Source organism: Nitrosopumilaceae archaeon (assembly GCA_035631875.1).
Classification (GTDB): Archaea; Thermoproteota; Nitrososphaeria; order Nitrososphaerales; family Nitrosopumilaceae; genus TA-20.
On sequence record DASQHX010000011.1, the window covers coordinates 354,475 to 375,851 of the forward strand.

The 21,377-nt window shown below is 36.9% G+C and carries 20 protein-coding genes; 7 read left to right on the plus strand and 13 right to left on the minus strand.

Annotated elements, in window-relative coordinates; genetic code table 11:
• Window positions 1-17: 17 nt before the first annotated feature.
• The 3 genes from VEU72_09070 to VEU72_09080 all read right to left on the minus strand — a co-directional run bounded on the left by VEU72_09070 (window position 18) and on the right by VEU72_09080 (window position 1,355).
• The gene (locus VEU72_09070; protein HYL67280.1) at window positions 18-500 is read right to left on the minus strand and encodes a hypothetical protein; all 483 of its coding nucleotides are present in this window, start codon (window positions 498-500) and stop codon (window positions 18-20) included.
• Between the two features lie 164 nt (window positions 501-664).
• Window positions 665-1,054 carry a hypothetical protein gene (locus VEU72_09075; protein ID HYL67281.1) on the minus strand — a complete coding sequence of 130 codons (390 nt, stop codon included), beginning with the start codon at window positions 1,052-1,054 and terminating at the stop codon, window positions 665-667.
• A gap of 106 nt (window positions 1,055-1,160) precedes the next feature.
• Entirely contained in the window at window positions 1,161-1,355 is a 195-nt protein-coding gene (locus VEU72_09080; GenBank protein HYL67282.1) for a hypothetical protein, read from the minus strand.
• 164 nt (window positions 1,356-1,519) lie between these two features.
• On the opposite strand from VEU72_09080, the gene VEU72_09085 reads away from it, so the two are divergent.
• Window positions 1,520-1,828 (plus strand): winged helix-turn-helix domain-containing protein, encoded by a 309-nt coding sequence (locus tag VEU72_09085; protein ID HYL67283.1) that lies wholly within the window; start codon window positions 1,520-1,522, stop codon window positions 1,826-1,828.
• A 520-nt stretch (window positions 1,829-2,348) separates the two neighbouring features.
• Window positions 2,349-6,521 carry a fibronectin type III domain-containing protein gene (locus VEU72_09090; GenBank protein HYL67284.1) on the plus strand — a complete coding sequence of 1,391 codons (4,173 nt, stop codon included), beginning with the start codon at window positions 2,349-2,351 and terminating at the stop codon, window positions 6,519-6,521.
• Between the two features lie 27 nt (window positions 6,522-6,548).
• Here VEU72_09090 and VEU72_09095 read toward each other — a convergent pair whose 3' ends face one another.
• The 3 genes from VEU72_09095 to VEU72_09105 form a co-directional block, all read right to left on the minus strand.
• The gene (locus VEU72_09095; GenBank protein ID HYL67285.1) at window positions 6,549-7,562 is read right to left on the minus strand and encodes a UDP-3-O-(3-hydroxymyristoyl)glucosamine N-acyltransferase; all 1,014 of its coding nucleotides are present in this window, start codon (window positions 7,560-7,562) and stop codon (window positions 6,549-6,551) included.
• A gap of 216 nt (window positions 7,563-7,778) precedes the next feature.
• Entirely contained in the window at window positions 7,779-8,642 is an 864-nt protein-coding gene (locus tag VEU72_09100) for an NAD(P)-dependent oxidoreductase (GenBank protein HYL67286.1), read from the minus strand.
• A gap of 10 nt (window positions 8,643-8,652) precedes the next feature.
• The gene (locus VEU72_09105) at window positions 8,653-9,432 is read right to left on the minus strand and encodes a TylF/MycF/NovP-related O-methyltransferase (protein HYL67287.1); all 780 of its coding nucleotides are present in this window, start codon (window positions 9,430-9,432) and stop codon (window positions 8,653-8,655) included.
• 211 nt (window positions 9,433-9,643) lie between these two features.
• Here VEU72_09105 and VEU72_09110 point away from each other — a divergent pair, with 211 nt between their 5' ends.
• The gene (locus VEU72_09110) at window positions 9,644-13,531 is read left to right on the plus strand and encodes a fibronectin type III domain-containing protein (GenBank protein HYL67288.1); all 3,888 of its coding nucleotides are present in this window, start codon (window positions 9,644-9,646) and stop codon (window positions 13,529-13,531) included.
• 115 nt (window positions 13,532-13,646) lie between these two features.
• Here the strand turns inward: VEU72_09110 and VEU72_09115 are convergent, their stop codons facing one another.
• Genes VEU72_09115 through gvpJ form a run of 7 tightly spaced genes read right to left on the minus strand, consistent with a single transcriptional unit; the run spans window position 13,647 to window position 16,936 of the window.
• Entirely contained in the window at window positions 13,647-14,732 is a 1,086-nt protein-coding gene (locus VEU72_09115) for an ATP-binding protein (protein ID HYL67289.1), read from the minus strand.
• Window positions 14,729-14,965, minus strand: coding sequence for a gas vesicle protein GvpG (locus VEU72_09120; protein HYL67290.1), 237 nt, complete (start codon window positions 14,963-14,965; stop codon window positions 14,729-14,731). The genes VEU72_09115 and VEU72_09120 overlap by 4 nt, the downstream gene beginning before the upstream one ends.
• Window positions 14,966-14,975: 10 nt before the next feature.
• Window positions 14,976-15,725: a GvpL/GvpF family gas vesicle protein gene (locus VEU72_09125; protein ID HYL67291.1), complete on the minus strand. Its 750-nt coding sequence runs from the start codon at window positions 15,723-15,725 to the stop codon at window positions 14,976-14,978.
• Window positions 15,703-16,203, minus strand: coding sequence for a gas vesicle protein K (locus VEU72_09130; GenBank protein HYL67292.1), 501 nt, complete (start codon window positions 16,201-16,203; stop codon window positions 15,703-15,705). Before VEU72_09130 ends, VEU72_09125 begins: the two co-directional genes overlap by 23 nt.
• 5 nt (window positions 16,204-16,208) lie before the next feature.
• On the minus strand, window positions 16,209-16,457 hold the full coding sequence (locus VEU72_09135; protein HYL67293.1) for a gas vesicle protein: 249 nt from the start codon (window positions 16,455-16,457) through the stop codon (window positions 16,209-16,211).
• Window positions 16,447-16,698 (minus strand): hypothetical protein, encoded by a 252-nt coding sequence (locus VEU72_09140; GenBank protein HYL67294.1) that lies wholly within the window; start codon window positions 16,696-16,698, stop codon window positions 16,447-16,449. Before VEU72_09140 ends, VEU72_09135 begins: the two co-directional genes overlap by 11 nt.
• 16 nt (window positions 16,699-16,714) lie before the next feature.
• Complete coding sequence (gene gvpJ, locus VEU72_09145) at window positions 16,715-16,936, minus strand: gas vesicle protein GvpJ (GenBank protein ID HYL67295.1); 222 nt, start codon at window positions 16,934-16,936, stop codon at window positions 16,715-16,717.
• A gap of 212 nt (window positions 16,937-17,148) precedes the next feature.
• Between gvpJ and VEU72_09150 the strand changes: the two genes are divergently transcribed.
• The 4 genes from VEU72_09150 to VEU72_09165 form a co-directional block, all read left to right on the plus strand.
• The gene (locus VEU72_09150) at window positions 17,149-17,694 is read left to right on the plus strand and encodes an MEDS domain-containing protein (protein ID HYL67296.1); all 546 of its coding nucleotides are present in this window, start codon (window positions 17,149-17,151) and stop codon (window positions 17,692-17,694) included.
• Between the two features lie 143 nt (window positions 17,695-17,837).
• Window positions 17,838-18,182 (plus strand): hypothetical protein, encoded by a 345-nt coding sequence (locus tag VEU72_09155; protein ID HYL67297.1) that lies wholly within the window; start codon window positions 17,838-17,840, stop codon window positions 18,180-18,182.
• A 115-nt stretch (window positions 18,183-18,297) separates the two neighbouring features.
• Window positions 18,298-18,570, plus strand: coding sequence for a winged helix-turn-helix domain-containing protein (locus tag VEU72_09160; GenBank protein HYL67298.1), 273 nt, complete (start codon window positions 18,298-18,300; stop codon window positions 18,568-18,570).
• A 182-nt stretch (window positions 18,571-18,752) separates the two neighbouring features.
• A partial coding sequence (locus VEU72_09165) for a spherulation-specific family 4 protein (protein ID HYL67299.1) occupies window positions 18,753-21,377 on the plus strand: 2,625 nt, incomplete at its 3' end.

The window sequence follows — 21,377 nt, forward strand, 5'->3', positions numbered from 1 at the left end:
GATTTGTTTGCAATTTCTCATTTTGATATGGCAGTAAGAAAATCTGTAACAGGTTTCTGTTCAGCTAAATCTTTAAGGCTGGTTTTGATTGCTTCTACAATGTCTTTGAAATTGCTACCAAATAATTCCTTGAGAACCTTGTTTAGGTATTCTGGATATTCATAACAATCAGGCAAATAACAATGATAATCTTCATAGAGTTTTTGAATTACCCTTTCATATGTAGGATCTCCTATTCTGCGTAATGCATCTTCTATAGACAATGATATTAGAGATTTTTTTATAATGTGATTTTTATTATTTACTTCCCTGTCGGTATAGCTTAAAATCCGTCCACTGTTTGCGTCTATGGATATTCTTCTGATCCGTTTATTCCCTAATCCAATTTTTGCTGCAACTACCCAAATCTCACCTTCTAACAAGACAGATTCAATTGTGATTGTAGAATGATACTGCTGTAGAAAATTTTCTGCTATTTTTTCTGCTCTTTTTCTGTCCATATGCAGCATGTTTTTTAATCAATGCCGCTTTTTTTAAATAATATAGAAGTTAGTTCTAAAAGAATGTTATAATTTTTGATTTTTAACTATGATCACAGATAATTTTGCTAGGATTGGCTTTTTACACGTGTAATACTTTCATTGATTTGAAATTCAATACAGATTCAACTTGAGTGTACTGTATTGTTCTCATTTATAGTCGTCATTATCTTTCTTGCAATAGAGATGGGGCTAATGTTTGCCTTACTTGTAACAAGTATCACATTATTATCTAATGGAAAAGAGAACATTGACAAATTTTTTCTAGCAACAAAAGTATATCCTATCTGGCCAAGATACTCATCAAAATCTCTTCCCATAGATATTGTTAATGCACACTGCATCAAGAGCATCTCGTTTTCTTTATAGGGGATTATGTCTGTAGATTCTCTTGTCATGTTTTCTATAGGCCTCCCATTTTTATTGATGACAGTAACAGACTGGATGTTTTTATTGACTGATAATATTGAATTGCATAATTTTTCTGCCTCTAAGCTTTTCTGAATAGTTGACATTGTCAATTGTTATGAACATTGTAGTTATTTAATTTGAGGGAACAATGTTATTGAAAATTGTTCTATTTTTCAAGGTCTTTGATTATAAATGCGATCATTTAGTATTTTAATAAATTCTTTCAAGAAGGGCTTCTTTACCCTCATAATGTAATCGTAATACGGGATTTTCCTCAAGTGATTTTAATAAATATAAGGTTCCACCGTTTCTGATTTTCTTCATGTCTCTGATACGATAGACAGCACTTGATTTTTTTTCTGGCTCAATTATTCGTACTCTTTCCCCACAATTAAAAACAGGCATCTTTTCTGTGTAAAAAAGTAATCATAAATTAATTTTACGCATAAATCACACTATGTGATGTTCTATAAGATAACATAGAATTGTGGAATGATGGAAAGTATACGCAACACTTTATTACGATAATTATTTTCGTTGCATAATAGATTAATTTGAAAATGAGGAGCGTGAACTATTCGATACAAAAAATACGAGATAAAAAAGAACTCCAAAGAATAGATTGGGGCATAATAAGGCGACTTGTCATATCGTTATACTATAATAACAAAATGAAAAAAACACACATTGCAACCAAATGTAATCTGGGATATGACAAATGCCGTCTTTATCTGGATTGGATGGAAATGATGGAATTGATAAAAAGAGAAATCGATGAAGATCGCTTTGAGGTGATAATTTTGACCGAGAAAGGCAAAACACTTCATAATAGGAAATTTAATGACATGTCCAAGTTCAAGCATGATCATAGTGATTGAACATTGATACAAAACAATGTTACTTTGTGGTGAACACAAATTATTAGCAATCTAGAGATGGAGAGGAAAATACTAGATGAATCAAGTGGTTTGATTATGAATATCCTCTTTACAGAAGTTTGTCATAATACGAATTAATAAAACAAATATTATTATAAATTACGTTATTAGAGATTGATGCCACAAAGGCAATAGTCATTGCTAGGGAATTCCTTAAGCAATCATATACTACTATGAGTTTTAAAAACATAATTCAGGAGAAAAAAGTGTGGATAGTTGAATATAATGTTGGATTTTTAAAAGATAATATCAAAAAAGTGAGAATAGATGCTAGTAGTGGTAAAATAATTGGTTGTATCTAGGCAATGATTGTTTAAATAGATAATAATTTTCGGAAGTCATGTTATGTAACCGTATTATGGTAGTTTTTATGCATAATCAGATAGCCCATATCTCACAATAATATATTATGAAAAAAATCTTTCTGTTTTTTTATGGAATGATTATTTTATCTCTTTTTATGTCATTTTCAATTATTCAGTACGCAAATGCACAAATAGGTATTCTACCGCAACCACCGACAAATCTTACTGCCACAGCAGTCTCAAGCTCTGAAATTGACCTTAGCTGGACAGCATCATCTGATTTGTTGATATCTGGTTACATGATTGAGAGATCAACTGATGGCGGTGCTACATGGTCCACTATTGTGTCCGACACTGGCAATACTGCAACAACTTATTCTGATACTGGACTTGCAGCTAGTACCACATACACATACAGAGTATCAGAAGTAAGTTCAATTGGAACAAGCTCCCCATCAAACACTGCATCTGCAACGACTCAATCTCCTCAAGCTACAGCTCCACAATCTCCAACAGGACTTAAAGCTAGTACAGTATCATCATCTCAGATCAACCTAAGCTGGACTGCACCTGCAAACAACGGCGGTTCTGCCATTACAGGTTACATGATTGAGAGATCAACTGATGGTGGAACCACATGGAGTACAACAGTAGCAAACACTGCAAACACATCAACAATATATTCTGATAAAGGACTGACAGCAAGCACCACATACATCTACAGAGTATCAGCGATAAACTCAGTTGGAACAAGCTCCCCATCAAACACTGCATCTGCAACTACAAGTGCCGCATCTACTGCACCACAACCACCAACTGGACTTGCAGCTACAGCTGCATCATCATCACAGATCAATCTATCCTGGACTGCACCTACAAGCAACGGTGGCTCTGCAATAACAGGTTACAAGATTGAGAGATCAGCCAATGGCGGCACCATTTGGTCTACTATTCAATCAAATACAGCAAACACAGCTACAACTTATTCTGATACAGGACTTGCTGCAAGTACAACCTACATGTATCGAGTATCTGCAATCAATGCAGTTGGTACTAGCTCCCCATCAAACACTGCATCTGCAAATACATCTGGTACTACGTCAAATTCCATTGTCTTAAACGGTATCCAGACAACATCTGGAACGGTATCTGTAGCGCCATTTCAAATCACACTTGCCAACTTTAATGCTGGAACTGGAACCAATCGTGTACTTGTTGTTGGTGTAGAGGCAAACAATAATGCCGTAGCCTCAGTTACATTTGGAGGCGTACATTTAACAAGTAAAGTATCTTCATTTTTTAACAATGATGCTGAATTTTGGTACCTCAAAAATCCAACTGGTACTGGAAACATTGTTGTTACAATGGTTGGTTCTACATCAGCGGTAATTGGCGCATATTCTTTCTCTGGAATAGATCAGAGCACTCCAATACCTACCAGTACAACAAACCACAATAGCGGTACTGGAAGCAGCCCTACCATATCTATAACAACACAAAACCCAAACAGCTGGGTACTAGACACTCCGTCAATCTATGGCGGTGTAACACTTGGTTCCCCAACCTGTACTAAACAATGGGATCTCAACATTCCAAATGCAATCACTGGCGCATCAAGCTCAACTATACAATCATCACCTGGTACGGTCACTTGTAGCTGGACTGCAAGTGGAGGGGGTGATCTCTGGGATGATGTTGCAATTGAGCTAAAAGCATCAGGTACTGTTACTACAGCTATTGCACCACAACCACCAACAGGACTTGCAGCTACAACTGCATCATCATCACAAATTAATCTGAGCTGGACTGCACCAAGCAATAACGGTGGCTCTGCAATCACCGGTTATAAAATTGAAAGATCAACTGATAGTGGCACCACCTGGTCTACTGTTCAATCAAATACAGCAAGTACATCAACAACATATTCTGACACTGGTCTTACAGCAAGTACAACATACACTTACAGAGTGTCAGCGATAAATTCAGTTGGAACAAGCTCACCATCAAACACTGCATCTGCAACTACACCTGGTACATGTACTACATGTAAACTGACCGTAACCTCACAATTAACAACAGGAGATCCACTTTTAGGAATGTTTAGTACACTAAACGATCAGGCTAGTGGCAAAGTATTAGAATCAGGTTTTACTCCAGTCAAATTTAATCTAACAAACGCAGCACAATATACCGTAGCAGTAACACTAAGCTTTGGTACCTATTCATTTAACCACTGGCAAGATGGTACCACAAGTGATCCAAGACCCATATCAATATCAAGTGATACACAACTGACTGCAGTTTACCAAGATATCTCAGTAACACTTTCTCCATCAAGAGGACCTGTAGGGACCAGTATATCAGTGACTAGTGCCAATAAAATATTCTCACCAAATCACACCATCACACTGACATGGGATGGAACAGCTCTTGCCACAGCAACATCCAACTCTACTGGAGGTTTTACTGCAAAATTCACTGTACCTTCTTCTGCTAATGGTTCACACAAGGTCCAAGCAACAGATGGAACCAATATACATTTTGCTCTATTTACTGTAGGTCCTCCAAGTTCCATATCACTTAACACCAGTACTGCCAATGTGGGCACTGGAGTTAGAGTTACAGGCAGTAATTTTGCACCAAATTTGCAAATTACTTTCTCATATGATGGTGCTGCCTTGGATGTGGGTCAAGTAAATACAGGTACTGGTACTGCCATTCCATTAGTAGTAACAACTGATTCTAACGGTGGTTTTGTTGCAATAATTTCTATACCGCGTTCTGATGCAGGCACCCACACCATAAGCGCCAAAGACACGACAAACGATATGGCTACACAGAGCATTACAGTCACACCACATGTGTTTATCTATCCAGCATCAGGACATGCAGGATCTCAGGTAATGATTCCAGCAAGCCAAGGAAATGGCTTTGCAGCAAGTTCTGCTGTTACAATAAAGTTTGATGGTACAGTGATCTCTTCTATGACAACAGATTCTGGGGGCAACTTTGGAGGAAGTTTCACCATACCAAGTGGAGCTACAATTGCCAGTCACACTATTCAAGTCTCAGATGGAAAGGGCAATACACAATCTGTTTCATTTTCTGTTACTGATCCAACCACTCCTACATACAAGGTTCAAAATGTAACATCAATGTCAGGCCTTGTTTTACCAGACAGGTTTGCATTTATTCCAGATAACGGTCCTGGTATAGATGGTTCTGGGGCATTTATGGTTATTGAAAAGAATTCTGGAAAGGTAATCGTATTTAAAAATACAAACGGCAAGTTTGTAAGACAACTAGTACCGTTTGTGAGAGTACCAAATCTTTTGACAGGACCTGAAGACAATGGACTATTAGGAATTGCCATTGATCCAAACTGGAAAAACTCTATATCCTCGCAGTATGTCTACTTGGACATTACAAGAACCATATCAGGATCAAACTTTACAGAGATTATAAGATACCATGCTACAACTGATCCTACTACTGGAAATATTATAGCTGATACATCTGTAGGTGAGCAGCTTGTACTTGGCAACATTTTGGCCTGGAGAGATGGCCACAACGGAGGTAATCTAGAGTTTGATTCTCATGGACACCTCTACATATCAACAGGTGATGGCTGGTTGTATACTCCAGGACAGGACCTGACAACATTACAGGCAAAGTTACTCAGAATCACTCCACTTGCATCTCCTGATGCTAGTGGGAAACTATATTCAATTCCAAGTGACAATCCATTTGCATCAAGTACTGATACATCAATCAAAAAAGAGATCTGGGGCTATGGTGTAAGAAATCCATTTTCATTTGATATAGATTCCCAGACAGGCAAGCTGTATGTATCTGATCCAGGTTTCAATACATGGGAAAGAATTGAGGACCTTACTACTGCTGGTAGTAACGTTGGATGGCCAAACTATGAAGCACCACCATTTGGTAATCCACAAAACTTGGTAAACTATAAACCACCAGTATACTGGTATCCGCACCAGGGAATGGAACCACAGACAGGTATTACTGCTGGCCTTGAAGCTCTCACAGGAGGTGTATTTTACCACTGTAGTGCAAACTGTTACACATCATCAAATCTACAGGGAGCATATTTCTTTGGTGATTATGGAGTTGGCTTTATTGCAGCACTCTTGCCATCAAGTACAGCTCCACCTATAACGGATCCTGCAAGTGGAGCTCCAAAAGGACAGATCGTTCCAATATACTATGGACTAGCATATGCTCCAATAGACATGCAGGTCTGGAATGGAAAACTCTACTTTCTTGACTTGGCAGTCGGATCAGTTGATGTGTTAAACTATAGCTAACTACTATCTAGATAAAAATCAATTTTTTTATTTCTGATCAGAATTTTGCTGCCCTGCCATAAGAAATAACATATCAGAAGTGGCATTCATTTTATGTTTTATTGATACTGCGGGAACACCAGCTACCACATCTTGACTTGGTACATCATGTATAACAGAAGCCCCTGAAGCTACAACAACATTATCTCCAACCGTCACATGGTCTTTCAAAGTTGCATTGAGTCCAACCCAAGTTGAATCACCTATTCTTGCACTTCCTCCAATGATAGCACCTGCAGTAATTTCACAGTTTTTACCAATAATGACATTGTGAGAAATGTGTACCAACGAATCAATCTTTGTTCCATCGCCTATTATTGTATCAGAAAGAGACCCTCTAGCAATGTGACTGTTTGCACAAATTTCTATGTCATTACCAATTACTAATCTCCCAAAATGAGGGAATCGATAAAGCCCTTTCCTGTCCCTTTCAAATGCAAAACCATCATCACCTAATGTGACTCCAGAATGAATAATACTTCTGTCTCCTACTACGCAATTTTCTACAAGTGTTACTTTATCGTAGATTATAGTGTCATTTCCGATTTTACAATTCTCTCCAATCACAGTATAGTCTCCTATGTAACAACGGGCGCCTATCTCTGCAGTTTTAGATATAACAGCTTTCGAAGAAATTCCAACCAATTTTTTTTTCTTTGCAAATTTCTTATTAGTTAAATTTACAAAAACAAGTCTTGGATTATCAAGGAAAATAAGCTGAGCTCCTTTTTTTGGGTGCACAAGTCCATGTAAACTTTTTTTACAGAGAATTACACCAGCATTAGATTGTGAAATAAGCTCGATAGCTTTGTCGCCTTCATAAGAACAAAAAGAAAGGTCATCCAATCTGGCGTTTGTAATGGAAGCTATGTCTTTTATTCTTCCTTCATTAGTTCCTTCGATATTGTAGCTAAGATTCAAACTAGATAATATTGATTTGATATCAAACTCCAATGAATGGTTCGTATCTTTATGAGCCAAGTCTATGACACTTGTATCCATGATATTAGTTGGATGCAAACAATAAAAAAGGAATTGATAGTTTTTACAGAACAATTTTAGTAAACTTTGTTCTATGTATGATTAGATCTCTACATGATAAATTAGTTTTAATTATGATTTTTAACCAAAGACATCCGTCTTTCGTCTAGACATTGTTTTATATAATGCCTAATTATTTTCTAGAAGAATCAGATAATGATTGTACAACAAAATAAATTACTGTAACAAATTGGTAATCCCTTCTTCCAGAGAAATCTTTGGTTCAAAATTTAATTTTTTTCTGGCAGTTTCTATATCGTAATAAAAGTGAGGCGCCTTTTTTTCAATATCCTTAACACTAATTTTTGAATCCGATTTAATATTATTTTTTAGAATTTTAATAACATCTTTTACTGTTGCAGCTTTACCTGATGCTATGTTGTAGATGGCATATTTTTTCTTTGAAGATAATGCCTTAATTATTGCATCACAGACATCATATACGTTAACCAAATCTACTTTTTGGAATCCATTTTTATACCTGTGAAGAAAAATAGGCCTTGACTTCCTGTAACTGTTGATAAACTTGCCTATTGTATTTTTCTTTGGATATCTATTACCATAAGTAACTGAAACCCTTAAGATTATTGCGTGAAGGTTAAACTTGGAACTATAATAAGATACAAGATTTTCCGAGAGTAATTTGGTGCATCCATAATTTGTAAATGGCAGAGTGGGAAAGTTTTCTTTTATTGGAAGTATTTTAGAGGGTGCATATACATTATGACCTGAAACAAACACAAATTTTTTTATGTTTTTTTGTCTGGCAAATTCCAGAATATTCAAAGTTGTAACAACATTTTCACTCATCATACTTGAAAGATCCTTTTCATTTGTGTCTGCTGCCAAGTGTATTATAGCATCAAAATTTGTTCTGATCTTTTTTGCTAGATGATTAGAACGAAGATCTGCTAGATACATCTTGTGATTTACATTAACTGGTTTTCTTGAAATCCCTTCAACATCATGACCAAGTTTTTGTAATTCTGGCACTAGGTTTGAACCAATAAAGCCAGTGCAACCTGAAACTAGGATCCTCATGCCGCACAAATTATTCTATTATTGCGTAACATGCCCGTGTTGAAAAATCAAATCTTTTCAGCCTTAGATTGCCAAGTCCTATCTCCTCCATGACCGCAATTGTCTCACCAGGATAATCTTGATGGTTTATTTCATCAAAACAGATAATCCCACCTTTTGGTATTCTGTCAAAGAGTAGACGTATTGTGTCCTTGGTTGGCTGGTAAAGATCCATGTCCAAGTAAAGTAGAGCAATAACAAGGTAAGGATTTTCCTTCATGAATAAAGGGAGTGTTTTTGAAATATCCCCTTTTACTAGTTGTACTTTTTCAAGATGGCCTAGTGTTCTGTTGTGGTCATAAAGTTTAATTGCATTTTGCAAAATTGAGTATGAATCGTGACGTAATCCACCTTTTCTCATATGTACTGCCTTGCTGGTTTTATCTTGTTGTAATAATTCACTAAAACCCTCAAAGGTGTCAAAACCAATTACCTTGCGAAGATGGTGGTATCCTTCAAAAATTGAGCAAAAGTGAGCATAGGACATCAAGCCAAAACCATCTGCCACGCCACATTCAACAATCGAGCCTGGTACATTTTTTATCAATTTGTAAAGTTCATATTTTTCAAGAAAGTTTCTTATCTGCTGTCTCCATGTAAATACTGGAAAATTTCTGAGCTTTTCAAGCTCGGTCAAATCAGCACCATTTAGAAATTCCTCGACATCGGTGTAAAACTGTAGCATCTCAGGAGTATTCCTACCGGATTCAATATTCCTTAGTACATTATTTAACAAATTTTCATTTTTCATAATACTCTTTTAGACGCAAACAATAAAAGGTGAATCGATAGTTTTTACATAACAATTTTAGTGAACAATGTTCTATAGTCTTAATGCATGGAACAGTCAAAAATTACGGAATCCTAATTTAATTTAGATCTTTCATTCCAAATTAATGTAACAATCTTCGATTACTTTCTTAGCATATCGACTTATGGAATGATAAATATAGAAACATTAAATGAAAAAGAATTATCTTAATATCTCATTAGGGATCTTTTTATTTTTACTATTATTTACCCCTATCACTAACAATCAAGTTGTAAATGCACTGGGCACTACTTCCACACTAACTGTTAACACACAAGATCTCAACGGTGTTGCTATCTCCGGCGTTTACATACAACTCTATACAAATGGAAAACAGATAGCTTCTGGATACTCTCCTGCTACATTTATTGTTAACAATACACAGACGTATACTGTTGCACCCAACAATTATCTTACCTATATCTTTGATCACTGGCTTGATACCGGTTCAACAACTAGTACTAGAGACATATCAATATCTTCTGATACTGCAATAACTGCAGTTTACAAAACAGTTACTTCTCCTACAAGTGTTGCACCACAATCTCCAACTGGATTAACAGCTACTGCTGTGTCCTCATCACAAATTAATCTAAGCTGGACAGCTCCCTCAAACAACGGCGGTTCAGCTATAACAGGATACAAGATTGAGAGATCAAATAATACTGGAACTACATGGAGTACAACAGTAGCAAATACAGGTTCTACAGCTACAACATATTCTGATACAGGATTGTTACAAAACTCAACCTACACTTACAGGGTATCAGCAATCAATAGTGTAGGCACAAGTCCTCCATCAAGTACTGCATCTGCAACTACATCTAGTGCAGCTACTGTTCCACAATCACCAACTGGACTTGCAGCTACAGCTGGAAACTCTCAGGTATCACTCTCATGGACTGCACCATCATCTAATGGTGGCTCTGCCATAACAGGATACAAAATATACCGTGGCACAGCAGCAGGTGGTGAAGGTACAACCTCTGTTGGCACAGTAAGCGGTTCGACGTTATCTTATACCGATACTGGACTGACAAACGGTCAAGCATATTTCTACAAGGTAACAGCTGTAAACTCTGTTGGCGAGTCTGCACAGTCAAATGAGGCAAGTGCAACACCTGCAGCTGCTGCCACAGCTCCACAACCGCCAACTGGATTAACAGCTACTGCTATTTCATCATCTCAAATTAATCTCTCATGGACTGCACCATCAAACAATGGAGGTTCAGCAATCACCGGTTACAAGATAGAGAGATCAACTGACAGCGGAACTACCTGGTCTACCATACAATCAAATACAGCAAACACATCTACAACTTATTCTGATACTGGACTTGCTGCAACTACAACTTACACCTACCGAGTATCAGCGATAAACTCAGTTGGTACCAGCTTTCCATCAAACACAGCTTCTGCAACTACATCCAGTGCAACTATATCTGGTTCTAGTATCTCACTTAATACAAATTCTGTTAATGTAGGAACATCCGTAAGAATCACAGGTGCCAAGTTTGCATCAAACTCACCGATTACCATATCATATGATTCCTATACATATGCATTCAACTCTGCAAACGATGCACCCACTCCATCTAATATTCAAACCGATTCTAATGGAGGTTTTGTCGGAATAATTGCGGTACAGCATTCTGTTGCAGGAGCTCACACCATCATAGTTCAGGATGCAGCAAAAAATACAGCTACTGCCACCGTTACTATGACACCACACGTATTTATCTATCCAACATCAGGAGCTGCCGGCTCCCAAGTACTGATTCCAGATTCCAACGGTAATGGCTTTGCAGCAAGTTCAACAATTACTATAACATTTGATAATGCAATGGTTTCCACTTCAAGTACCATAATTTCCGACACCACTGGTAACTTTGGAGGAAGCTTCACAATACCCAGCGGAGCTTCACTTGGCACACACCAGATTCAAGTATCCGACGGTAAGGGTAACGTTTACCCTATTTCCTTTACTGTTGTCAGCTCGTCGACTCCTACATACAACACTCAACCTATAGCAACAGGACTCAGTATTCCAGACAGAATGGCCTTTATTCCGGATAACGGTTATGGCGTAGATGGCTCCGGTACATTCATGGTTCTTGAAAAGAATACTGGAAATGTAATCGTATTCAAAAATACAGGCAGCCAATTTGCAAGACAGGCAACACCCTTTGTAACCATACCAAACCTGCAAACAGGATCTGAAGACAATGGACTTTTGGGAATTGCCTTTGATCCAAACTGGAAAAACTCCGCATCCTCACAGTATGTTTACTTTGATGTTACAAGGACCATATCAGGATCTGTCGTAAGTGAGGTTATCAGATATCATGCTACAACTGATTCATCTGGAAATATAGTAGCAGATTCGTCTATAGGTGAACAGCTTGTACTTACTTCTCCAGCTTGGCAGGATGGTCATAACGGGGGTTGTCTCAAGTTTGACTCTGCAGGCAACCTCTACATAGCTGTTAGTGATGGATGGACATTTAAAGGACAGGATTTGACAATACTGCAAGGAAAGATTCTCAGAATTACTCCACTTGCATCTCCTGACGCTAGTGGAAAACTCTACTCGATTCCAAGTACAAACCCATTTGCATCAAGTACCGATCCTAGTATCAAAAAAGAGATCTGGGGCTATGGTGTGAGAAATCCATATACATTTGATATTGATTCCAAGACAGGCAGAATATATGCATCAGATGTGGGTTACAATGCATGGGAGAGCATAAAGAACTTTACAGCTGCCGGTGCAAATGCTGGATGGTCAAACTATGAGAGCCCACCATTTGGTAATCCACAAAACTTGGCAAGCTATACACCGCAAGTATACTGGTACCCACACGAAGGAATAGAATCACAGACAACACCAGAGGGTCTTCAGGCCCTTACAGGTGGAATCTTCTATCACGGGACCTACTATCCAAATTACGAAGGTGCTTATTTCTTTGCAGACTATGGATTACACATGATTTCTGCACTCTTACCATCGAGTACAGCTCCGCCTACAATTGATCCAGCAAGTGGAGTTCCAAAAGGACAGGTTGTACCAATATACTTTGATAAATCTATTGCACCAGTTGATCTGGAAGTCTGGAACGGAGGAATCTACTTCATTGATCTGACTGGTAGCGTTAACGTACTAAACTATGGAGCAAGTCAGCCACCCACCGGAGGAGGTTCTGGAAGTGCACTCTCTCCAACAGGCCTTACAGCTGCTGCCATTTCATCATCACAAATCAATCTATCCTGGACAGCACCAAATAACATTGGTGGTTTGGTAGCAGGATACAAGATAGAAAGAGTAACTGGTAGTAACACCAACTGGGTTACTATCGTACCCAACACTGGAAGCACAACAACAACATATTCCGATACTGGACTGTCTCCAAGTACGATCTATACCTACAGAGTATCTGCACTGTATGTTGGTGGAGCATCAAGTGACCCATCTAACACTGCATCTGCAACAACACAATGTGCCATATGCAAGTTGACCGTAACAACACAGCTGACAACAGGAGAATCTCTTAGCGGGTTGTATACTGAATTGCGTAATTCAACTGGAGTGATGATCTCATCAGGATTCACTCCTACTACGTTTAATCTAAACAATGGAGCGCAATACACAGTTGGGATGGGGAATTGGACAACTTTCAGGTTTGATCACTGGCTTGATACAGGTTCATCAGTGAATCCGAGACATATGTCAATAATAAGCAACACTCAGATTACTGCTGTTTATCGTGATACTGCACCGCTAATACTGAGTCCATCAAGCGGACCTGCAAACATTACCATAACTGTCACTGGTACCGCATTTTCCAACTCCACTGCAATCACTCTAACTTATGATGGCGTTGCACCTCAAATACAAAATCCAGCTAATATAACTACAAACTCAACTGGAGGCTTTAAGGCTACATTCCAAGTACCTCTAGGGTCAGTTGGTCCACACGAGGTCCAAGCAACAGATGGCACCAACACACACTCTGCTATATTTAATGACACTCCTGGCTGATAGATATCACTTCTAGTCCATTGTAACAATTATTGTCCGGGGCTTATTTTTGCAAATTAGTTTATTGAAAATAGTGTTTCATTTATTATGATTTCTTCATAAACTTGAAAAATCTCTAAGTTGCAGGTAGACTAAAGGAGAATGTGGCTCCATTCTTATCAGTATTATTTTCTGCCCACATCTTTCCACCATGTGCCTCTATGATGTTTTTACATATGTAGAGTCCTAATCCAGTTCCTTTGTATGATTTTGTTACAAACTTTGAAAACAAAACTGGCAATATCTGCGGATCTATCCCATGCCCATTGTCATGTACCTTAACAATTATTTCATTTCCAAGTTTTTTTGAAGTAATCATAATAGTCCCATTGCTTGTAAATTTGATTGCATTATGAAGCAGATTAGAAATGACTTGCATTATTCTATCTCTATCAGCTTCTACGTACATTTTATCTTGGGCATCTTTGTGTTTTAGGTTTACATTGTTATTTTCAATCTGAGTATTTGCATCTCTTATGGCAAATGACAACACATCATTGACTTCAAACATCTCTTTGTTTAATTTTAATGTCTTGCTTTCAATTCTTGATACACTAAGTATGTTTTCAGTGAGATGTTGTAGTCTTTTGGCGTTTCGTATAATTGTTTTTATCTCTTCTCTATCACTGCCAATCTCTGATTCTAATAATTCTATATTTACCAAGATGGGCATGATTGGAGTACGCAACTCATGAGCTGCAATATTGATGAATTCGGTTTGCATTATGAGTTGTTTTTGAATGGATTTGAAAAAGTCAGATGTTATGATCTTTCTTGCTTCAGTTTCAACAGAACTAAAAATTATTGGATCTTGAATAGCTTTTTTGAGCATTTCTTCCTCTAGGTTGGTTTCTCTCAAAATTTGAATAAATTTTTCAAGTGCTTCAAGACCTCTGTTGACTCGAATGTTTGCCTCCCTGTGAATCGCCTCTTGGTTTAACCTATTTCTTATCACATCATGTTTGGTTTGGATGATTCTGGTAGTCTCTCTTAGCTTTTCTCTTACTTGTTCTATTTTTTTACTTCTGTTTTCTAACATCTCTTCTCTTGCAACAAAGGTTCTAACTCGTATGTTTTCTACTTGCTCCCTGATATGATTCTGAATATTTGTTACTTGGTGTTCATGCTGAATTATTCTATCTACTATTTTTGGATGATTCAATTAAACCCCTTTTTTTGTTCTAATACACTGTTCAAATCTTTCAAAATTTCAGATTCATTTTTGTGATATGTTTCTTCATCTATGTCACCACTTTGATATTCTAAATTTAATTGCATTAATCTTGATTTTATTAATCGTATATGTTCTTGTGAAATATGTTCTGCTGTAATACGATTACATTCTTTTAAAATCGAATCAAGAGTCAATTTTATTATGAGATATGTTATAAACATCATTTTCACCTCAACAAAATGAATATGGCGCCCATGGCCCGCTTAGATGAAACGTTAGGCTGTCTTTCTTGTATTTTTCTTCCAATTTTTTTAATTTTAAATTGAAACTGTCATGATCATTTTTTTTTATCAGATATGCAACATTTAAGATGACTTGGTCTATGTCAGTTTTTAATAATCTGCTATCATCAGCTAAGCTTACAAGATCATGGTGAATCTCTCCACTTAACTCATCTATTTTTTTAAGTGTCTCATTTTTGATGGCCTCATCCATCTTCATTTTAAGAAAATATGCCGCACCATCTCCTGCATTAGACATTTCTTTTTTGATTTTTTTAACTTCATAAGATATGTCATGTGTAGTTTTCTTGATTTTTTTTACGTTGTTTTTGTCAAAGATCACTTTGACGCCAAATTCATCTTTATCTTTGAATTTGGTTATTTTTGATCTGAAATCTCTATATGACTTTACAAGTAAATTTTTTACTCCTTCTTCTGTCTTTATGATTACGCCAAATCTCACCGGCAATGTAGTGCCTATTTTTCTTGATGCTTCAACAACTCTCTGGTGAGCTACGATGTTGTCTACATTAGCTTGTGTTTCTTTGAATGGTATTGCACTTACTATTGCGTTAAGATCCTTATGACCTATTGTATACACACTGCTATCAAATAATCCTATATTTCCAATATCTGGCTTTTTTTCGCTTTCTAATATGCAGTAAACGTATCTTCCTTTAATCATTGCTAATATTATCAATAGTTTTTACTGATTTATTTTTCTTTGTAGGTAAAGAAGAAAGTGTTGCAAGAAGGTCTAATGCTATTAAATCAACATCTGCTACTGAAATTGTTACTTGACCCGTAACCATTACTCCTTTGTCTAGTAATTTGTCAACTACATCTACAATTGAAATCTTGTCAAAAGGTACATTTTCGGACTTTATTAGAGAGCCAAGATTAAGATCAAGTTCTTCCGCGCTACACCCAAACACTTTGGAAATCTCTATTATTTTTTGTCTGGTTTGCATAAAAGCAAGCCCTAACCTCTCTATCTCCTCACTTGTCAGAGTGCCTGATTCGATTCTCCGCCGAGCTTGTCTTTCAAGAATCTGGCGAAGTATTTCAACAAGAGTTAATACAAGCTTTCCAAGTCCATTTTGTAACTTTTGTCCGTCTAGATTTATTTTTTCAACACTTACTAATTCTGTTTTATGATTTTTAGAAAAATTTCCCAACAAGATTATCTCCTAATACTTTTTGTCTCTGAACGCTTGGTAATTCCTTTATCCCATTTTTCCCAAGGAAGTTTCATTCCGTATCGTTTTGCAGTTTCAAGTGAAGCTATTACAAGATTAATTTTTAAAGAAAGTAAGTCTACCCCCACAATCGAGACTGTAATGTCACCATTTATTACTACTCCTTTATCCAAAATTCTGTCAATTAGATCAATGATCGTTAATTGTCTTGGAGTGAGTGTCTTAAGCGACATTTTCGTTATATCCCTCACGTTTCATTTTACAGTACCCGCAAATGCCACTGTCTTTAAACCAATGTTTATCGCAAAATCCTTCCAGGTATTTTTCACCAACAGTTTTTGAAAGATACGTGACAATAATGTCAAATTGGTTTCCGCGCTGACACTCAGGACATCGTGTAAAGACCCAACCATTACTCATGGCTTTTTTTAGGTCTACCTCATCATATTTACCACATATTAGACAGATAGCCATGCAAACTCGCCTGTTGCTACTTTTGTGGGAGTCCTGGCGGCGCTGCTAGTCCTAATGCAGATGCATATCTAAGGAATGTGTCAATACCTGAAACCACTATTCTGGCTCTTATAACAAGTATTTCTATGCCTACTAATGATACAGAAAGATTTGCATCTATAACTAGTCCTTTATCCAGTACTCTGTCTACTAGGTCGTAAATGTTTAGCATCGGTCTACTATACATTTGTTGAGACATTTCTGATCTAGATTCCTAGAAGATTCTTACATATAAGATGATATGGTAGATTGTTCTAGTTCCTTCTTATACAAAATGATGTCAAAATCTTTTTTTAGAATAATTCAGGATGAATACATTGCAATCTACTGAAGATACTTAACTGAAGTATAGAAATAATCGCTAGAAGAATGGTACCATATTAATAAAATAAAGAACTCACAATTAAAAACATGTTAGTACGTACAAAACGATGTCACACAGTAGAAACTGGGAATCATATAGCAGTAGTATATTCACATAAAGACGAAGAACTTGAAGAAGCTTTTGAATTCTTAAAATCTGGTCTAGAAAAAAATGAAATTATTATGTTAATAACGGATGACCTCTCCAAAGATGAAATTCGTAAAAAAATTAACAATGAATGGAATGTTGATGCTAACACTCTTGAAAAAAATGGTCATCTTATCATAAAGACTACACCAGAATGGTATTTTCCATATGCACCACCTAGTGTTCATAAGCTAAATACAGTGTGGATTTCAATGATTGATTATCCATATATCAAAAGAAAAAACGGGGTGAGAGTATTTGCTGACATGTCTGCATTTTTTAGATATGGCTTTTTACGAGAACTAGTTCTTTATGAATCAACATTAGAAAAGGAATTTGATTTTCCATTTACAATGGTCTGTGCCTATAAATCTAAAGATTTTGAAACTCTAAATCAAAAACAACAAAATATGTTAATTGAACATCACCATTTGATGTGGAAATAAAACTCACGTTTTATCTATAGTGCATTTTCTTGTTGACCTTACTTGATTCAAATTTAGATTAACTGTAATTAATTTTTAAAAACTAGAAGATTGTAGCATGGTCATTTAAGTAAATCAATGTTGTATATGAAATGCCACAGAATATGAAATACTCAGATGATATTATTTGGAAGGTTTGGTCAAAAGGTGAAATTTTTGCTGGTAATGATCCTGTTTTTTGGAGAAAGGATCAATGTGGTGCCTGGATATTTCGTGGTCATTACGGGAGAAAAGATTCAGAATATGGGTGGGTAATTGATCAGATAAAACCATTATCAGAAGGTGATACAGATAAAATTTCAAAGCTGCGTCCTATGCATTGGGATAACACTACTAGAAAATCAGATGGTAATATTGAATGCCGTGTAACATCTGCTGGTGTTCATAATGATAAACCTCCAGAAAACAAAATTACTGAATATCCAAATTTAAACATCTTTAATTTCTAAATGATAATCTGGAAAAATCTATTTTTATCATGAATTTTAACAATTAATGTAAACTAGAACATTGTTTACTAAAAATATAGCAAATTTTTTTAGCAGATTATACCTATGTTTAAATATGAAATATCGTAGTAGAACTGAAATCTCAGCCATGATCCTAGAGGCTGTAAGGTCGGGAGCTACGAAGACAAAGATAATGTATAGGGCATATCTTTCCTATACGCTTGTTAAACAATACATTGCATTTCTACAAGAAAATGATCTTTTAAGATATGAAAAACTGACAAAACAATATAGAATAACTGAGAAGGGACTAAAATTCTTACACTCGTATGATCAAATTATTGAATTGCTCTCTTCAAAAAACAAAGAAAAGAAAATTGTTATCTAAATAAATCAATAGTATGGCATGTAATGTTTTGTTACATACAATTTAACTTAAACAAATTATTCTGATTTTTATAAAATAATTTTATCACGATAATTAATTTTATTTAAAATTAAAAACGAAGTTTGTATACATATTTCTTCTACCCATCCCTTTAATATTATAGAAGATTGTTCTAGGTTGAAATGAAGGTACAATCATCTAGAACATTTGTCGGGATTTTTATGATCATGTTGATGGTCTTTGTACCATTTTCAACAACAATACACCCAGCAGTTGCAGCAACACCAACTGGAGTCATAGTACCACTGTATTCATATCCTGGAAACTATTGGACCCAACTAATTCAAGCAAAGAATGCACACCCATCAGTTCCAGTCATAGCAATTATCAATCCTAGTAGCGGTTCTGGTAGTGCCTCTGATTCTAATTACGTAACAGGCATTAAAAATCTTCAATCTGCAGGCATTACTGTACTAGGATATGTCTATACATCATATGCTGCAAGATCAATTACTGCAGCAGAAGCCGATATAAACTCGTACAAAACTTGGTACAACGTTAACGGAATAATGTTTGATGAGATGTCAAACGTTCCAGGTAATGAGAATTACTATTCTACTTTAACTCAATATGTAAAATCTCATGGTATGACCATGACAGTAGGTAATCCCGGTGCAAGTACATTAGCAAGTTATGTAGGAACTGTGGATAACATTACCATATACGAGGGTAGTGGAGTGCCAACAGCATCAACTCTTAGCACTAGGATCTTCTCTCCGACATATCCAAGCTCAGACTTTTCAATGGTGTCATTTGGTGTTAGCACACTAGACACAACAGCAGAAAAAAATGCGTCTCCATATGTGAGTTATCTGTATATCACAAACGATGTCTTGTCAAATCCATATGATACTGTTCCACCATACATTGGTAACGAGGTAGCTGCTCTTGACACAGCTACAGCAACCGCATCACAACCTCCAACTGGAGTAACAACTACAGCGGTCTCTTCATCACAGATAAACCTGTCATGGATAGCTCCTGTAAACAATGGTGGTTCAGCTATTCTCGGATACAAGATTGAAAGGTCTATTGATAGTGGAACCACATGGACTACAATCGTATCTAACACTGCTAGTACCACAACAACATATTCTGATACCGGACTCTTCCCAAATACATCCTATACTTATCGTGTTTCTGCAATTAATTCGATTGGAACTAGTTCTCCTTCCAGTATGTCTTCTACCACTACATCTAGTGCAACTAGTGTGCCATCATCACCTGCAGTGCTAACAGCAAAAACTGCATCATCATCGCAGATCAATCTATCCTGGACTGCACCTACAAACAACGGTGGCTCTGCAATCACAAACTACAACATATACAGGTCTACTAGTTCTGGAACTGAAACATTCCTTGTAAGAATAGGAAATGTATTGTCTTACAGTGATACAGGACTGTCAAGTGGTACAACATATTTCTACAAAGTAACAGCTGTAAATTCAGCTGGTGAATCAACTCAATCAAATGAAGCAACCACCTCATTAACTACACCAACTACAAACACATCAAATGACTTGGCGACAAGACTTGGAGGAATTAATACAGGCATATACTATCCAATGTATAGCCTAAGCGAGCTTCCGCAGGTACTTGCAGCAAAACAGGCTTTCCCTAACGTTCCTTTCAATGTAAACATAAATCCAGCATCTGGACCTGGAACTGCACCTTCAACGTCTTGGGCTAGTGCAATTACACAGCTCAAGAGTGCAGGAGCTGTAGTTACAGGTTATGTGCCTACAGGATACGGAACAAGAACCGTTGCAAATGTAGAGGGTATGATATCATCCTATAACCAGTTCTATCCAAACATGTTAGATGGGATAATGTTCGATGAGGTGTCAGGATCTTGTTCAGAGTTTACTTTCTACCAGTCAATCTCAAACTATGCAAAATCCATTGGTTATAATTACATAAGAGCAAATCCGGGAAGTTCAATATGTCAAACAGATGTACCGCTATTCAACCACATTGCAATATTTGAGTCTGCAGGCTACCCAAGCGAGTCAACACTTGCATCAAATACTTTCTATCCTCAATATCCAAAAGATGTAGTTGGTTTTGGAGCTACAATACATACAACACCAACATATGATCCAACTTGGCTTCATATGGCCACAAAATACTTGAAGTGGGTCTACATCACAGACCAGACAGAGCCAAACCCGTACGCTGTATTTCCATCATACTTTAATCAGTATCTCACAGACCTTTCTTCTCTAGCCGTAACTACAACCCCGCCTCCGTCGCCAACTTCTCCTGGTTCACCAACGAGTCTAACAGCTACAGCTGCATCATCATCACAAATCAATCTATCCTGGACTGCACCTACAAGCAACGGTGGCTCTGCAATCACTGGTTACAAGATAGAGAGATCAACTGATAGTGGAACAACATGGTCTACCAGTATAGCAAATACAGCAAGCACAGCAACAACATATTCTGACACAGGACTTGTTGCAAGTACTGCATACAAACACAGAGTATCAGCGATAAACTCAGTTGGAACAAGTTCTCCATCTACTACATCTTCTGCTACAACCATGTCTGGTTCTACAACCACTATTCCACAACCTCCAACAGGATTGACAGGTTCTGCCGTTTCATCATCACAAATCAATCTATCCTGGACTGCACCTACAAGCAACGGTGGCTCTGCAATCACTGGTTACAAGATAGAGAGATCAACTGATAGTGGAACAACATGGTCTACCATTGTGGCAAATACAGCTAACACAGCTATA

Bases quoted from the DNA above. Each gene is read 5' to 3' on its own strand.
- VEU72_09070 (HYL67280.1), bottom strand. From the start codon at position 500: ATGGACAGAAAAAGAGCAGAAAAAATAGCAGAAAATTTTCTACAGCAG.
- VEU72_09075 (HYL67281.1), bottom strand. From the start codon at position 1,054: ATGTCAACTATTCAGAAAAGCTTAGAGGCAGAAAAATTATGCAATTCA.
- VEU72_09080 (HYL67282.1), bottom strand. From the start codon at position 1,355: ATGCCTGTTTTTAATTGTGGGGAAAGAGTACGAATAATTGAGCCAGAA.
- VEU72_09090 (HYL67284.1), top strand. From the start codon at position 2,349: ATGTCATTTTCAATTATTCAGTACGCAAATGCACAAATAGGTATTCTA.
- VEU72_09095 (HYL67285.1), bottom strand. From the start codon at position 7,562: ATGGATACAAGTGTCATAGACTTGGCTCATAAAGATACGAACCATTCA.
- VEU72_09100 (HYL67286.1), bottom strand. From the start codon at position 8,642: ATGAGGATCCTAGTTTCAGGTTGCACTGGCTTTATTGGTTCAAACCTA.
- VEU72_09105 (HYL67287.1), bottom strand. From the start codon at position 9,432: ATGAAAAATGAAAATTTGTTAAATAATGTACTAAGGAATATTGAATCC.
- VEU72_09110 (HYL67288.1), top strand. From the start codon at position 9,644: ATGAAAAAGAATTATCTTAATATCTCATTAGGGATCTTTTTATTTTTA.
- VEU72_09120 (HYL67290.1), bottom strand. From the start codon at position 14,965: ATGTTTATAACATATCTCATAATAAAATTGACTCTTGATTCGATTTTA.
- VEU72_09135 (HYL67293.1), bottom strand. From the start codon at position 16,457: ATGTCGCTTAAGACACTCACTCCAAGACAATTAACGATCATTGATCTA.
- VEU72_09140 (HYL67294.1), bottom strand. From the start codon at position 16,698: ATGGCTATCTGTCTAATATGTGGTAAATATGATGAGGTAGACCTAAAA.
- gvpJ (HYL67295.1), bottom strand. From the start codon at position 16,936: ATGTCTCAACAAATGTATAGTAGACCGATGCTAAACATTTACGACCTA.
- VEU72_09150 (HYL67296.1), top strand. From the start codon at position 17,149: ATGTTAGTACGTACAAAACGATGTCACACAGTAGAAACTGGGAATCAT.
- VEU72_09155 (HYL67297.1), top strand. From the start codon at position 17,838: ATGAAATACTCAGATGATATTATTTGGAAGGTTTGGTCAAAAGGTGAA.
- VEU72_09160 (HYL67298.1), top strand. From the start codon at position 18,298: ATGAAATATCGTAGTAGAACTGAAATCTCAGCCATGATCCTAGAGGCT.